The organism is Pseudalkalibacillus sp. A8 (assembly GCF_045920555.1).
In the GTDB taxonomy this organism is placed as follows: Bacteria; Bacillota; Bacilli; order Bacillales; family Fictibacillaceae; genus Pseudalkalibacillus.
In genome coordinates, this window is the sequence record NZ_CP174509.1 from 1292577 (window position 1) to 1306939 (window position 14363).

Here is a 14363-nt window from a genome sequence, read left to right on the forward strand (position 1 = left end):
GAACCCCATTGTCGCCTAAGGAGTTTTATGAAGGGGAACTTCTGTTAAGAAACATTATTTTAAATAAATATGTAGGATTCTTTATACATTTATTTAATACAAAGGAGTATACAGGAATGTGTTGAAATTTTCTTGTATGAATTATTTTGTAAAGGGAGAGTGAATATGCAATATGAAGAATAAAACTTATATTGATTTAAGCCATACTATTGAAGATGGTCTTATAACTTACAAAGGACTTCCTGCTCCAATTATCTGTGATTATCTTAGTCGCGAAGAATCTCGAAAACATTATGAAATAGGAACAGAATTTCAAATTGGAAAAATAGAAATGGTCTCTAATACGGGAACTTATGTTGATGTTCCATTCCATAGATACTCTGATGGAAAAGACCTTTCAGAAACGACCATCGATAAAATGGCTGGCTTGGAAGGGATTATTGTTCATGTTGATGGAAACAAAAAAGAAATTGATGAAGAATTATTTTATGACCTTGATATAGAAGGAAAAGCTGTTTTAATTCATACAGGTTGGGACAAACATTGGAATACAGATCAGTATTTTGAAAACCATCCCTATTTAACCGAAAATGCAGCAAAATATTTAGCAAATAAGCAAGTTGCATTAGTTGGGATTGATTCTGTAAATATAGATGACACTTCAGGAAAAGCTCGCCCCGTACATACCATTTTGTTGGGACAAGAAATACTAATTGTTGAACACTTGTGCAATTTAAAGGAACTCACAAATAAAAACTTCTTGTTTTATGCCGTATCTCCCAAAATTAAAGGATTTGGAACTTTTCCTGTCCGGGCTTTTGCGGAAATATTAAACTAAATAATGTTAAGTATGTAATAGAGTTATAGAAAATAAAATAAAACGTATATTTTGCTTATTCAATCGGTTGCAATTAAAGAGCATAGTAATTGCGCTGATTATTCAATTAAAGGTTTTTAGGGCGCTTTCGTTGAAGATCGCTGAGCTGTTTATGCAGCTCTTTATATTTAATAAACGTGCAAATTAATTTAATAAAAAACAATCATGAATAGTAGATAACTACACAACAACTCAATAACCATAAATTGAGTTGTTTTTTTGGTGACAAAAATATACCCTAATGTTAGGATGTATTTATCCTATATTTAGGATAAATTGTTTCAAGATAAATAATATTAGCATAAAAGGAGAGGTTTTTAATGGGTGTTTTATCAATTATTCTTCAAGTTTTATTAGGATTAGGATTCCTAATGTTTGGAGCAAATGGTGGATGAATTTGGGCGTTATGGGTATCCAGGAAGCTTTAGGATATTTACAGGTTTGGTTGAAGTTATTGCAGCGGTATTAGTTATCTCCGGTATTTGGAATGATAAATTAGCTGCGTGGGGTGGTTTATTTATTGTTGGGATAATGCTTGGGGGAATTTTCACACACCTCAAAGTTAAGGATCCTGTAAACAAAATGATGATGCCGATTGTTTTATTAATTCTTGGATTAATTGTATTACTTATAAATTTTGGATCATTACTTTGAGCCTACTAACATAAAGGAGGGATTAAAATGGAAATTGAAATTATTAAACCACAGGATCAGGCGTTTGGGCAGTTTGATGGTGGTAAAATAATAGAACAGAAACCCATCGGCTTTTCTGGTGAAGGATCACTAATAAATAGGCTAGGACCATTATTTTACTGGGCATGGGCAAAATCTGAGGGCGAAGGTGGTATTGGTTTTCATCCTCATCAGGGTTTTGAGATATTAAGCTACAACATTAAAGGGAGAGGTCGTCACCAGGATACCCTTGGTACGATTAGCGAAGTAGGTGCTGGTGGTGTTCAAGTGATGCAAACCGGCTCAGGTGTGCAACATGCCGAATCTCTTCTTGAGCCGTCAGAAGGGTTCCAAATTTGGTTCGAGCCGCACTTAAGCAAAGCCATAAAACGAACACCCACTTACTCAAAATACGTGCATGAAGATTTCCCAATCAATTCAGAAAACGGTGTAATGGTTAAGACGATATTAGGTGAACATTCACCAATCAATCTCCTGACAGATGCCAAAATGTACGATGTTGAAATTGGAAATGGTGCAACCTATAAGTATGCTCTTTCACCTAATCGGACACTAGCTGGTTTAGCTATTAGAGGTAATGGTGGTGTCATTGATGAATTAGAGGTTTCATTTGATAATAAGGATTTCATCATTATTCAATCAGAGAAAGTTGAAACATTTACCATTCAGCCTAAAGGTGAAGAACTTCGGATGCTGCTAATAGAGATTCCAACTGAAGTTGATTATCCTTTATACAGAAAACCAAGATAACCTTAATTTTAAATAGGAGGTTGGGTATGCAAGATCAAAATAATCTGGATTTGAGATTGTTTCGTGTTTGGATGAAAGCTTCAAAAGCTGTTGTTGAAAATATTCAGAAGGATATTGAAAGTCATAATATTAATAATGAAAATTTTATGTCTCTGGAATTGCTTTACAGTAAAGGTCCTCATCCCGTCCAAAAAATTAGTGAAATACTCTCTATTCCTAGTGGAAGTATCACCTATGTTGTAGATAGGTTAGAAAAGAAAGGGCTTGTGGAAAGACAACCAAACCCTAATGATAGAAGGGCTTCTAATGTGGTCTTAACGGAAGAAGGAAGAGCACTATTTGACGAGATTTTCCCGAAACACGTTGCAACCATTTCTCAAAATTTATCATTTATCTCAAATGATGAAAAAGAACAGCTAATTGATTTATTAAAGAAAATTGGAATAGGTGCACAGAATTTGGAAAAATAAATTTAAAAAGCTATACAGGAGGAAGAAACAATGACAAATGAAAAATTGAATGTAGGTATTATTTTAGGTAGTACAAGGCAAGTGCGAGTTAGCCCGCAAGTAGGAGAATGGGTTAAAGGAATCGCTGACAAACGCGGAGATGCAAACTATGAAATCGTAGATATCGCTGATTATCAATTACCTTTTTTAGGAACCACTGATGGGACTGAACCAGGAATTGCAGCTTGGAACGAAAAACTTAACAGCTTGGATGGATTCGTATTTATCGTTCAGGAATATAATCACAGTATAACAGGAGCCTTAAAAAATGCACTTGATTTCGCTCGTGAAGCCTGGAATAACAAAGCAGCAGGTATCGTTAGTTATGGTTCAACCGGTGGTGCTCGTGCAGCTGAACATTTACGAGGAATCTTGGGTGAATTAATGATTGCAGATGTCCGTGTACATCCTACATTGTCCTTATTTACCGACTTTGAAAACTATACTACATTTAAACCAGCTGAATTGCATCTTAATAACGTAAATGCAATGCTTGACCAAGTTGTTGCTTGGAGCGGTGCTTTAAAAACCTTAAGAAAATAATCAAATATCATATTGAAGGCCAATCCCTTGATACATAAGGGATTGGCCTTTTTACTAACTTCATATAGGAGACTTTAACTAAGAAATTATATATTATTGAATAAGCATAGCCTTGAACAACTAGAAGCCCTGTCTCTTTAAGAGCGTGGTTCTTTTTTTAGGAATACGTTAACAACGTGAATTGTTAGAAGATATAGATGAATGAGAGGAATGATGTTCCTGCCCTAACAAAAAAATAACGGAATAAAAGACTTCGATAGGTATACTACATAAGGGCCAGAGTTATTGTATCAAATGTAAAAATTTTATCTTTAAGGTTAAATAAAACCTTATTCCAATACCAGAGGTCTAACAAAAAAAGCTCAAACTCTAACCAGGTTTGAGCTTTTTATTGAGGATTAAGTGTAATGTTTGAATTAAGTATTCTCCCGTTAGGACTGCTTGTTTAATATCAATGCAGATCAAATATTCAGATCGATATTTTAGGCGTTAGTTAAAGAAGTAACGACCAATTTTCTATTGTCATTTTGAGATTAAAATTAAAAAACGGTATGCCCAAACTGATGTCTGTTGGCACGCCGTTTTCTTTACATTATTAAATCTACACCATAAAACTGGCCTTTTTCACCACTGAAGGGCTTTTAATATATTACTTTACCGCATTATATGCATTTACTACGCCATGACCGAAGATTGGATCATAGCCGTTTTTACCTGAATCATCCGCAGTTTGTTGTAAGTGTGTTTGTACTTGGCTTGGAGATGGCTTCTTTCCTGTTTCTTCATATGTTTTAGCGATATATGCAGAAGCTACACCAGCAACTTGTGGTGAAGCCATCGAAGTTCCGCCCTTCCAGCCGTAGCCTTGTGTACCGAATTGTTCTTTTCCAACTGGAGAATTTAAATAAGTCGGAACAGCACTTAATACCAACCATTTGTAGTCACCAGGTACGCGTGTTCCATTATAGTCAGGGCCTAAATCCCCGCCTGGAGCAGATAGATTGATATTTCCGTTTCCATAATTAGAGTAGAATGCAAGACGATCCTCTGTACCAAATCCTCCACCTAAAGCAGAAACAGTAATTACACCAGGGATTTGCGCTGGTACCTTAAATGCAGCACCTTGCACATCATAAGCAGCTGTAGCAGGATTCGCATCTAAAGTAGCATTATACCAATCAGCTAGCTTTGCGGGGTTGCTTAAATCCTGACCGTCGTTACCTGCAGAAGCAACAACTGTTACATTTTTATTCGTAGCATAACGAATCGCACGGTTGTAAGCTACCATATCAGCAGCGTCATTACCTAAACGGATCTTCTCGCCTGTCGCAGGATCTGTGTAATACCATTGACCAACTACTCTTGTACCCCCTAAACTCATGTTGATTACATCAACTCCGTCATCTGCAGCAGCAATAATAGCATCTGTAATCCAAATTTGCTGTGCACCACCTGTAGCACCGAACACTCGGTATGAACGGAGTCCAACTTCAGGTGCAATACCTTTAATACGGCCATTTGCACCGATTGTTCCAGCAACATGAGTACCATGGCTATTGAAATCCCATGCATCAGTGGTTCCAGGGACAAAAGTTTTTGAACCAGGAACGATATTATCCTTTAAATCGGGGTGGTCGAAATCAATGCCAGTGTCGATAATACCGACTACTACATCTTTACTCCCGCCTGAAAGGGCATGGCTCTCACCTTTATTCGTTACTCGCTCAATATCCCATTGCCAGCCAGCTTCCCAAATGCTTTCGTCAGCTGGTACAGGTTGTAATCCACTTTGCTCAACGTCAGCAGCAGTCACTTCAACTTCAGGTAGATTTAAAGAGACTTCCAATGCTGGAGCAAGGCTCGCAACATTTGTATTTTTTACTAATGATTTAATAAATGCAGCAGGATTGGAAGTTGTAGCCTCAACTGTTCCAATCTTGGCTACCTCATACGTTACTTCTCCCCCAGCCTTCTCAATGATTGACTTGTAATTTGCAGGCAGGCTGTTTTCAGATTTAAAAACAACTAAAAATGCCTGATTTGAGCTGGATGTTTCTTTCTGTGATGCAAATGCGCTGAAACTAAATGATGAAAAAGCAAGTAAAACACCTAAAAATAGTAACAAACCTTTCTTCATCTACTTCATCCCTTCAAGTTTATTTTCTTGTTGCACGATACCTATTCTATTATCTTAAAAAGACTCCTTCTCTGTGAATTTATAAAATCCCGACATTTATTGACATAATATGGTCCAATAGATTTAGTTGATTTCTGGAAACTATAAAACTTTGTTGAATGGTGGTGAAAAGATAGGAAATAAGATAGAAACAGCAGGTTGAACACTCAGAAGGTTATAAATACAATTGAGTTGGAATCGGTTCCATCAGGTAGTGATAGGGAAATATAAACCGTCGAAACCCAACTTTCAGTAAGCCTGAATTTTACTTGTTAACTATGGGGACTTTCGTATAGGTAAAAAAAGGCAGCCAATCGAATGTCTGCCTTTTTTAATAATGAGGTTATTATCCAATAAGAAGTCATTCCGATTTAAAGGAAAGGTATTGAAACTCTCCAAAGGATTACTTCCTTATTTATGGAATATATACAATGGGAATTTTTTAATGTACGCATCATTTAACCTATGAGGAGATTAGTCAAAAATCATTTTTAAAAGGAGAGCGGGAAGATGGATGTATTCGTAAGCCAGTATGATTGGATCCAACGCACAAGGGAATCATTATTTCGTTATTGTGAATCTTTGGCACCAACAGATTATGTGAAAGAGCTTGAGACATTTGGTGGAGATTCTATTTGCAGTCTTCACGTTCATGTAGCCGATTGTTATCGGGTATGGTTGGGAAATCGAGCCCTTGGAAAATCACTACCCGAAATAAAAAAGGAGTCCGTTAACAACGTACAAGAAATGCGCGAGGTTTTTAGAAAAACGGATGACCTTGTTCATGAATTTCTGTATGAATTTAAAGACGAATGGGATCACACCATTAACGTTTCCTTTAAGCGTGGTGGTAGTGCGGAGTTTACCGCATTATGGCTTTTTACGCATACCGTCACACACGAATTTCACCATAAAGGGCAAATTGTAAAAATAGGAAGACAACTCGGGTATATCCCGCCGGATACGGACCTCATTGAACCTAACATTTTAAACGTGAAATCGGAATCTTAATGAAAATTGTGCTGAATTGGAACATATATTCATAGATTACAAGGAAAATATACGATGAATGGGTCACTATTGAATTGATTTAGACTTACCCGATTTTAAGAGTTATTCCATGAGAGGGGGGGCGAGTGATGAGCATCTTGTAATGGCTCGTCACCCATTATGGATTATGAAAACAAGAAGACCTTGCCTTAATTTTAATAAGACAAGGTTCTTGAATCTCACATATCAATAATATAAAACATTGACTTTATTACACTTTAGACATTTTTCATAATTTTGATGACCTTGAAAATGATGATCACAATTTTGCTGTAAATCTATTAGACGTTTCTCTAAAAAAGCAAGATGAGCTTTGTATTGATTAATTTCCTCTTCGATTTTTTGAGCATCCACCGTAATATAACCTCCTCAGAAAGTTACTGATATATACTACCTCCAGATTGCTTAAACTCTTCTGCTTTTTCCTTCATACCTTTATCAATCGCTTCCTTCGTATCAAGTTTGTTTTCTTTCGCATAATTACGAATATCTTGTGAGATTCTCATGCTACAAAATTTTGGTCCACACATTGAACAGAAATGTGCTGTTTTTGCACCTTCCGCAGGTAGAGTTTCATCATGATATTCCAATGCTCTTTCAGGATCTAAGGATAGATTGAATTGATCTCTCCAGCGGAATTCAAATCGAGCTTTTGATAAGGCATCATCTCTTTTGTGTGCACCTGGATGTCCTTTTGCCAGATCAGCAGCATGGGCAGCGATTTTATAGGTAATGACTCCTTCACGAACATCATCTCTATTCGGTAGGCCTAAATGTTCCTTTGGTGTGACATAACAAAGCATGGCTGTTCCATACCAACCAATCATTGCTGCACCGATAGCAGAGGTAATGTGATCATAACCAGGTGCTATATCAGTTGTAAGAGGTCCAAGGGTATAGAATGGTGCTTCCTTACAAACTTCAAGTTGTTTATCCATGTTTTCTTTTATAAGATGCATCGGCACATGTCCAGGACCTTCGACCATGACCTGTACGTCGTGCTCCCATGCAATCTGTGTCAACTCCCCAAGAGTCTCCAGTTCTGCAAACTGCGCTTCATCATTCGCATCTGCAATGGACCCAGGACGTAAACCATCTCCTAAAGAGAATGCAACATCATAAGTTTTCATAATTTCACAAATTTCTTCGAAGTGGGTATATAAAAAGCTTTCTTTATGATGATATAGACACCATTGTGCCATGATTGAACCGCCCCGTGAAACAATTCCTGTCAAACGTTTCGCTGTTAACGGGACATATCGTAAAAGGACACCCGCATGAATGGTGAAGTAATCAACACCTTGCTCAGCTTGTTCAATCAAGGTATCGCGGTAAATCTCCCATGTAAGGTCTTCAGCAATACCATTAACTTTTTCCAGAGCTTGATAAATAGGAACGGTACCGACAGGAACGGCTGAATTTCGAACAATCCATTCCCGGGTTGTATGAATGTTTTTCCCTGTTGATAAATCCATAATATTATCAGCACCCCAGCGTGTCGCCCAAGTCATTTTTTCAACTTCCTCTTCGATGGAAGAAGAAACAGCTGAGTTTCCAATATTCGCATTGATTTTAACATGGAAATTACGTCCTATGATCATAGGCTCTGTCTCTGGATGGTTGATATTAGAGGGTATGATCGCCCGGCCTCTTGCGACTTCATCCCGTACAAATTCGGGATCCATATTTTCCCTTAATGCGATAAATTCCATTTCTGGAGTGATTATTCCCTTTTTTGCATAATGGAGCTGTGTAACATTTCTTCCTTTCTTTGCACGTAATGGGTTACGTTTTAAACCAGGAAATACGTTATGGTTGGCACGAGGGTCATCTTTATCACGATAACCATTATCTTCAGGCTTTATGTCTCGACCCTGATATTCTTCAACATCGCCCCGTTCATGTATCCATCTGCTTCGAAGTGAAGGAAGGCCTTTTGTAATGTCTACTGAATAATCATCATCCGTATAAGGACCGCTTGTATCGTAGACACGTACTGGCAGATTTTCTTCTTCACCAAAAGAACCTGTTGTCGGATTCAATTCAATTTCGCGCATCGGAACCTTGATATCAGGTCTTGAACCTTGTACGTAAACTTTCTTACTACCTGAGAAACTTGACATGATGGAAATGTTTTTTTCATTCAATGAGGTTGCTGACATTAATCAATCTCTCCTTTGTTATGATTTAAAGGACGAGATCCAGAACAAGACAACGGCATGAGATGAAAGCTGAACATAAAAAAGCCGGATCCCAAAAATGCATGGACCCGGCTTCATATGTAGAAGTATCATCTCAATAAAAGAGGTTATATCTAACTTCCCCACGCTGGTATGATCCAGATCAGGTCCAAAGGGTCAAGAAACTTTAATGTGTTTCTCTCTCAGCCCAAACTATTGGACTCCCCTAGTTATTGCTTATTCAATTGCATTTCAGTATACATGAAATTCCGGTAAAATAAAAGGCGATATAGTTAATTCATAATTTTATACTAGCCAACTTTAATAGAATAACCCTTCAAAAACAAAGAGCTTGGAAAAAACCTAGCTTGAGGTGAATGAATCATAATGCTATGGGAAAATTTTGATAAAAATGAAATCAGTATTTTACTTATGTTGATAATAACATTTATCATTGTCTGGCTTCTTCCGAAGAGATTACCTCGTAAAATTACATATTTAAGTTTATTATGGGGGTTATCGAGTGGAATGTTGTTGGATTTTACAATAGGTGGGGGGCAAATGGACTTTTATAAGGTAAATGATGTCCAAAACTATGAATTATTCGATTTCCTCTATTATGTTTTATTCAGTCCATTTGGTTATTTCTTTGTCTATTTTTATGAACACTCGATATCAATAAATATACTTTATTTGGTATGTAATAGGGTGGAGCTTCGTTGCGGTAGGAGTAAATTGGCTTCTTACATTGCTGGATATCATTCAATTCCAGAAAGGTTATATACTTCCTTACTCATTTGCGGTATTTTTGATTATCCAGACAATTACGGTCCTTTACTATGAATTCATCAAATCAAGACAGGAAGTATTTTCAGGGAATGTGCTTTAATTTTTGGCATCTCTTTTTATCAGGGCATACGCTCATTTTTTGTAATTTTCAATCCCATCTTTCAATTTTTTTCAAACAACAAGGTGTAGAAATATCGATTATGTTTTGGTAGTTGAATTGCGGGCTCTACATAAAAAAACCTGAAGTAGCTGGGAATGGCTCACTTCAAGGTTTGTGACAGAATTCTATTTTAGTTTAATACAAGTGATCAAGAACGGTTGGTTAAAGAAAATCCGGTACTATCAAGGATTTGTTGTACCTTGACTCATTTCTTCCTTTATAGATCCCTTATACTGTAAGCCAAGGATCAGTCCGATCACAGTACTAGCAGTCAAGAACATGAAGACAAACCAGTAGCCTCCTGATCTGCCTGAACCATCAGAAATAGCAAGCAGTCCCGTCAATATTGGAATCCCTATCGCACCACCGCTATTCCGGCTAAGTTGTACCATTGCACCGACAACCGCTTGTTTACTCTCGGAGACTGCATTTTGAGCCGGAAGCAAAAATGTCGGAAGAAGAATGCCCAGACCGAATCCTAAAAGGAAAATGAAGATATATGAAATAAAGTTGAACTCCTGTATCATACTCATAACACTCAATGCAGCCAAACTTATACAGGACATGATCCAACCCACTACACTTATCGATTTGTAGCTGAATCGTTTGATGATACGGCCACTGATGATTACGCCGAGCCCCATGCCTGCCATGAGTGGAATGAGCAATTTGCCGCTATTCACTGCTCCAGACCCGAGAACATGATTCGCGTAAAGAGGCAATATGGCAATGGCTCTATACATCAATATACCGACTAGGAAAGCACTGATGTTTGCCAGCTGGACGTTCCTGATCCGAATTAGATCTGGTGAAATCACAGGATCTTCATGCTTCTTTTCTTGAAAAACGAAAAAGAGTAAAAGAAGGATACTTGCTATGAATAAAGTCAGAGTAATGCTATCGAATCCCGTTTCACCAAGACGTGTCCATGCTTGAATCATCATTGCAATAGAAGCGCCAAGAATAAAAGCACCTATCCAATCAAAATATTTTAGTGACCTATTGAATGCTGTTGGCGGATCTGTAAAACGGTATATGAAAAGTATGGATAAGACTCTAAATGGGATCACGATGTAAAATGCCCAATTCCAACCGAATCGTTGAGCAACCATACCACCAAGAATAGGACCAAGAACATTTGAAAGCAATTGGATGGCTGCATACATTCCCATCGCTTTCCCTCGATCTTCGATAGAAAAGAGGGTTGCGATAAGAGCTATGGTCACAGGACCTAATGCCCCGACTCCCAGTCCCTGGATCATTCTTGCCATGATGAAGAAAAGCATGGAGGAAGATAGACCACATAGTAATGATCCGATCAGGAATATCGTCATCCCCAGTATGAAGAATTTTTTATAACCGTACGAATCAGCAAGCTTTGAAAAAAGCGGAATCGTGATCGTCGAAGCCAGCAAAAAAATACTGAACGCCCATCCGTAGAGCGATTCTCCTCCCAGATCGTCTGTAATCTGGGGGAGGATCGTTGCGACGACGGTTTGCATCAACATGTTAGTTGCTGTAGCAAAAAGGATACCTATAAATGGGATTTTCTTACTCACTGTGCTCTCCTTCTATTAGTTGTACATATCCTTCATCTGCATTTACACGGATCCTTTGTCCGCTATTGATTTTTTTGGTTGCCCCATCTATTCCAACGACTGAAGGAATCCCATACTCACGCGCCACAACCGACCCGTGCGTCATGGTACCTCCAATTTCCATGACCAGGGCTTTAGCTGAATGAAACAAAGGTGTCCAGCCCGGATCGGTAAAAGGAGCGATCAGTATTTCGCCTTCCTGTAAATCCGATTCCTCCGGTTTCAACACGACTCTTGCAATACCTTCAACACTTCCAGCGGAGGCAGGCGTTCCAATCAAAGCTCCTTCAGGTGCCAGGATTTCAGAAAGTCTTCCTGTTACTGATTCACCGTCACTTGTCAATACACGGGGAGGCGTAAGCTTTGAATAATGGGCGTATGTTTCTTTACGTTCTTGGATGATAGTGTCTATATCACCTTCAAAGTTCCCATCCATGATCGAAAGGAGCTCATCCAATGAAAAATAGTACATATCTTCTATCTGTTGAAGTCTGTTTTCTTTGGCCAGTCGTCTTCCTTCCTCTAATAAAGCATGCCGGTACTGATCCAAATAATTGACAAGCACATATTTATGGTGCTCCCTCATACCCATCAAATGGCGGGAGACGGAGACCAGCCGTTTGATGATCCTGGCTTTCCACCAACCGTCAGGCAATTCTTTGGCCCGTTGGATCAAATGTTCAGCCGCTTTGTCCGCTTCTAGCTGGCCTTGCTTGAATTTTTTTCGATGATCGCCTGGTGCTACACTACGCACATGCGTCAGGATAGGGGGGACGAGTTGGGTGGGGGTTTCGTGCCATCTCGGTTTGGTAATATCAATTTCTCCAGAACAGCGCATGCCATATTTGTTAATGAAGTCCTCAAATTCCTTCCGGAAGGCTTGTCCCCCGTTGAATCGGTCCATCCCTTGATAAAAAGTTCCATCTGCAGCTGATTCAAGATATTTCAATAGTCCAGGATGTTCTCTCACGATATCCGCAAGGTCTCCGACTTTAAGGCCCATCTCGCTTGTCACATTGCCTGGCAGAGATTTTTGCAACAATTTCAGATCATATTCATCTCCTAACCACCAATTTGACAAAATCCCTAATAATTTATTTGCTACTGTTCCTGATATAAAATAAGGGAATAACTTGGGGAGGATAGAAAGGAACAATGTCCCGATGCTCTCTTGAACTTTTCTGACCCGATCAGCACCGGACAATCCTGATAATTGTTCTTGGGCTTCTTTTATGAAATGATCGAGGGTTTTATCCGCTTCCCTGGCCGCTTTTTCAGGATTCGCAAATAGAACGTTTTTCATCACTTTCGTGGCGACTTGGCTGAGAAGTTTTATGGCACCCCGTTTTATTGCTGTATTCGATTCCGCATACTTCGTGAATTCCTCACGCTGGGCCAGATTCGATAGAGCATTCGCCATTTTTTCGTCCATCGCCTTCATCAAGAAGGTATACAAAATGCGTGATTCCTTCAGATAGAGCACATTTGTCAGGTCGATATAAATTCTGCCGCCGATCTCCTGAACATAAGGACATTCAGAGGTGACCGACTCTTTCCCGAAAGGAAATAATGTTTTCCATAAGGATGAAGCTAACGGTTTCATGACATCCGTCATCATTTGGGCATGGCTGACGGAGACATAAGCATGTAGTTTGCTATCCTTCTTTTCAGGCTGGGGATATAGGGATGTGATCGGACGGCTCTGGACAATGTGAAATTCACCATCGACCAGGCACCATTCTATATCTTGTTCTGAGCCATAATGCGCTTCGATTTCCTTTCCTATTCCCGCCAATCTGATGATTTCGTCATCCTTCAGCGCTTGTGCATCCTGTTGATCAGGAGGGAGTTCCTCTGTCACGGTTCCGCCTTCTGATTTGGAATAGATCGCAATCTTCTTTTTAGAGATTTGCTTTTTGGTGATTCCACCTGCCTGGACATGGTACAAATCAGCGGATACGATTCCAGATACAAGGGCTTCACCTAAGCCGAAGCTGGCATCGATCGACACCGTATTCCGATGGCCTGTGATAGGATCAGCGGTGAACATGATGCCGGATACATCCGGGTTAACCATTTCCTGAACGACCACAGATAGAAAAACGGATCGATGATCAAACCCGTTTTTCGTCCGATAGGAGATTGCTCGATCGGTGAATAAGGAAGCCCAACAATTTTGGATAGCTTGAAAAAGCTCCTCCTGACCCTGAACATTCAAATAAGTATCCTGTTGGCCTGCGAATGAAGCATTCGGTAAATCTTCTGCTGTAGCTGAAGAACGTACGGCATATGCTTTTTCTTTTCCTATTGTGGTCCATGCCTCTATGATGCTTGATTTGATCGATTCTGAAATGGTGAGGGATTTCATATGGTTCCGGATCCGTTGGCCTAATCCACGGATTTCATCCAAGTCATCCGCCTTTACATGTTCAAGCTGATCGAATAGCCTCTCCATCTCTTCGCTTGATTCGATGAATCTACGGTAAGCCAATGTTGAAACGCAAGATCCATCAGGGATGGGTAACCCAGCCTTCGTCATTTCACCAAGGTTTGCACCTTTTCCACCAACATAGGGTAAATGTGTTTTGTCGATTCCATCAAAGTGAAGAACATATTTTTCCATTTCGATTCCTCCTTCGGATAGATCCATTTTATGGATGATCAAAAACCGAACTTTGTAAACACAGTGTTGTATAAAACAACACCGTGTTTGCTGTCATTCTACCCAATATCTATCCATACGACCATAAACAATTTAAGTCGATTTGTTGTATAACCAAACAAATATAGGAAATCAATCTATTATTAAGACATTTATAAAGAAATTGTTGATTTGATGTAAAGGAAATCAATAGGATCACTCTGCCAGAAACAGTGAGGTCTATCCGAAAGAAAAGTGAAAGGCACATATGAAGAAGAGGAGCTGAGAACTTGTGAGCTATCGAGATATCATGTTACGGATCAATTGTTTCTCCCATCATGACACTCCTGCAATGATATGATTATGATAATCAAGAAAATTGAATAGCCGGGTGTGG

General features: G+C 39.0%; 12 protein-coding genes and 1 riboswitch. Of the genes, 7 read left to right on the top strand and 5 right to left on the bottom strand.

The features are described from left to right. The first annotated feature begins 172 nt into the window (after positions 1-172). The 5 genes from ACJROX_RS06780 (at position 173) to ACJROX_RS06800 (ending at position 3372) form a co-directional block, all read left to right on the top strand. Complete coding sequence (locus ACJROX_RS06780) at positions 173-838, top strand: cyclase family protein (RefSeq protein WP_408009991.1); 666 nt, start codon at positions 173-175, stop codon at positions 836-838. 423 nt (positions 839-1261) lie between these two features. After that, a complete protein-coding gene (locus tag ACJROX_RS06785) occupies positions 1262-1531 on the top strand; it encodes a DoxX family protein (protein ID WP_408011599.1) in 270 nt (89 codons plus the stop codon). Positions 1532-1558: 27 nt separating this feature from the next. Further along, positions 1559-2320 (top strand): pirin family protein, encoded by a 762-nt coding sequence (locus ACJROX_RS06790; RefSeq protein ID WP_408009992.1) that lies wholly within the window; start codon positions 1559-1561, stop codon positions 2318-2320. A gap of 26 nt (positions 2321-2346) precedes the next feature. Next, the gene (locus ACJROX_RS06795; protein ID WP_408009993.1) at positions 2347-2790 is read left to right on the top strand and encodes a MarR family winged helix-turn-helix transcriptional regulator; all 444 of its coding nucleotides are present in this window, start codon (positions 2347-2349) and stop codon (positions 2788-2790) included. Between the two features lie 30 nt (positions 2791-2820). Beyond that, entirely contained in the window at positions 2821-3372 is a 552-nt protein-coding gene (locus ACJROX_RS06800; RefSeq protein WP_408009994.1) for an NADPH-dependent FMN reductase, read from the top strand. 649 nt (positions 3373-4021) lie between these two features. Here ACJROX_RS06800 and ACJROX_RS06805 read toward each other — a convergent pair. Beyond that, positions 4022-5509 carry a S8 family serine peptidase gene (locus ACJROX_RS06805; RefSeq protein WP_408009995.1) on the bottom strand — a complete coding sequence of 496 codons (1488 nt, stop codon included), beginning with the start codon at positions 5507-5509 and terminating at the stop codon, positions 4022-4024. A gap of 549 nt (positions 5510-6058) precedes the next feature. On the opposite strand from ACJROX_RS06805, the gene ACJROX_RS06810 reads away from it, so the two are divergent. Further along, complete coding sequence (locus ACJROX_RS06810) at positions 6059-6559, top strand: DinB family protein (RefSeq protein WP_408009996.1); 501 nt, start codon at positions 6059-6061, stop codon at positions 6557-6559. A gap of 225 nt (positions 6560-6784) precedes the next feature. Here the strand turns inward: ACJROX_RS06810 and ACJROX_RS06815 are convergent, their stop codons facing one another. Both ACJROX_RS06815 and thiC read right to left on the bottom strand, forming a co-directional pair. Then, entirely contained in the window at positions 6785-6952 is a 168-nt protein-coding gene (locus ACJROX_RS06815; RefSeq protein ID WP_408009997.1) for a serine protease, read from the bottom strand. A gap of 23 nt (positions 6953-6975) precedes the next feature. Then, positions 6976-8760, bottom strand: coding sequence for a phosphomethylpyrimidine synthase ThiC (thiC, locus tag ACJROX_RS06820; RefSeq protein ID WP_408009998.1), 1785 nt, complete (start codon positions 8758-8760; stop codon positions 6976-6978). Between the two features lie 141 nt (positions 8761-8901). Next, a riboswitch (TPP riboswitch) is annotated at positions 8902-9016 on the bottom strand. Positions 9017-9210: 194 nt separating this feature from the next. Between thiC and ACJROX_RS06825 the strand changes: the two genes are divergently transcribed. Continuing rightward, the gene (locus ACJROX_RS06825) at positions 9211-9621 is read left to right on the top strand and encodes a hypothetical protein (RefSeq protein ID WP_408010000.1); all 411 of its coding nucleotides are present in this window, start codon (positions 9211-9213) and stop codon (positions 9619-9621) included. Between the two features lie 288 nt (positions 9622-9909). Here ACJROX_RS06825 and ACJROX_RS06830 read toward each other — a convergent pair whose 3' ends face one another. Then, positions 9910-11286 (bottom strand): MFS transporter, encoded by a 1377-nt coding sequence (locus ACJROX_RS06830; RefSeq protein WP_408010002.1) that lies wholly within the window; start codon positions 11284-11286, stop codon positions 9910-9912. Continuing rightward, positions 11279-13948 (bottom strand): phosphoenolpyruvate synthase, encoded by a 2670-nt coding sequence (locus ACJROX_RS06835; RefSeq protein ID WP_408010003.1) that lies wholly within the window; start codon positions 13946-13948, stop codon positions 11279-11281. The genes ACJROX_RS06830 and ACJROX_RS06835 overlap by 8 nt, the downstream gene beginning before the upstream one ends. Positions 13949-14363 lie beyond the last annotated feature (415 nt).

Bases quoted from the DNA above. Each gene is read 5' to 3' on its own strand.
- ACJROX_RS06780 (WP_408009991.1), top strand. From the start codon at position 173: ATGAAGAATAAAACTTATATTGATTTAAGCCATACTATTGAAGATGGT.
- ACJROX_RS06785 (WP_408011599.1), top strand. From the start codon at position 1,262: ATGGTGGATGAATTTGGGCGTTATGGGTATCCAGGAAGCTTTAGGATA.
- ACJROX_RS06790 (WP_408009992.1), top strand. From the start codon at position 1,559: ATGGAAATTGAAATTATTAAACCACAGGATCAGGCGTTTGGGCAGTTT.
- ACJROX_RS06795 (WP_408009993.1), top strand. From the start codon at position 2,347: ATGCAAGATCAAAATAATCTGGATTTGAGATTGTTTCGTGTTTGGATG.
- ACJROX_RS06800 (WP_408009994.1), top strand. From the start codon at position 2,821: ATGACAAATGAAAAATTGAATGTAGGTATTATTTTAGGTAGTACAAGG.
- ACJROX_RS06805 (WP_408009995.1), bottom strand. From the start codon at position 5,509: ATGAAGAAAGGTTTGTTACTATTTTTAGGTGTTTTACTTGCTTTTTCA.
- ACJROX_RS06810 (WP_408009996.1), top strand. From the start codon at position 6,059: ATGGATGTATTCGTAAGCCAGTATGATTGGATCCAACGCACAAGGGAA.
- thiC (WP_408009998.1), bottom strand. From the start codon at position 8,760: ATGTCAGCAACCTCATTGAATGAAAAAAACATTTCCATCATGTCAAGT.
- ACJROX_RS06825 (WP_408010000.1), top strand. From the start codon at position 9,211: ATGTTGATAATAACATTTATCATTGTCTGGCTTCTTCCGAAGAGATTA.
- ACJROX_RS06835 (WP_408010003.1), bottom strand. From the start codon at position 13,948: ATGGAAAAATATGTTCTTCACTTTGATGGAATCGACAAAACACATTTA.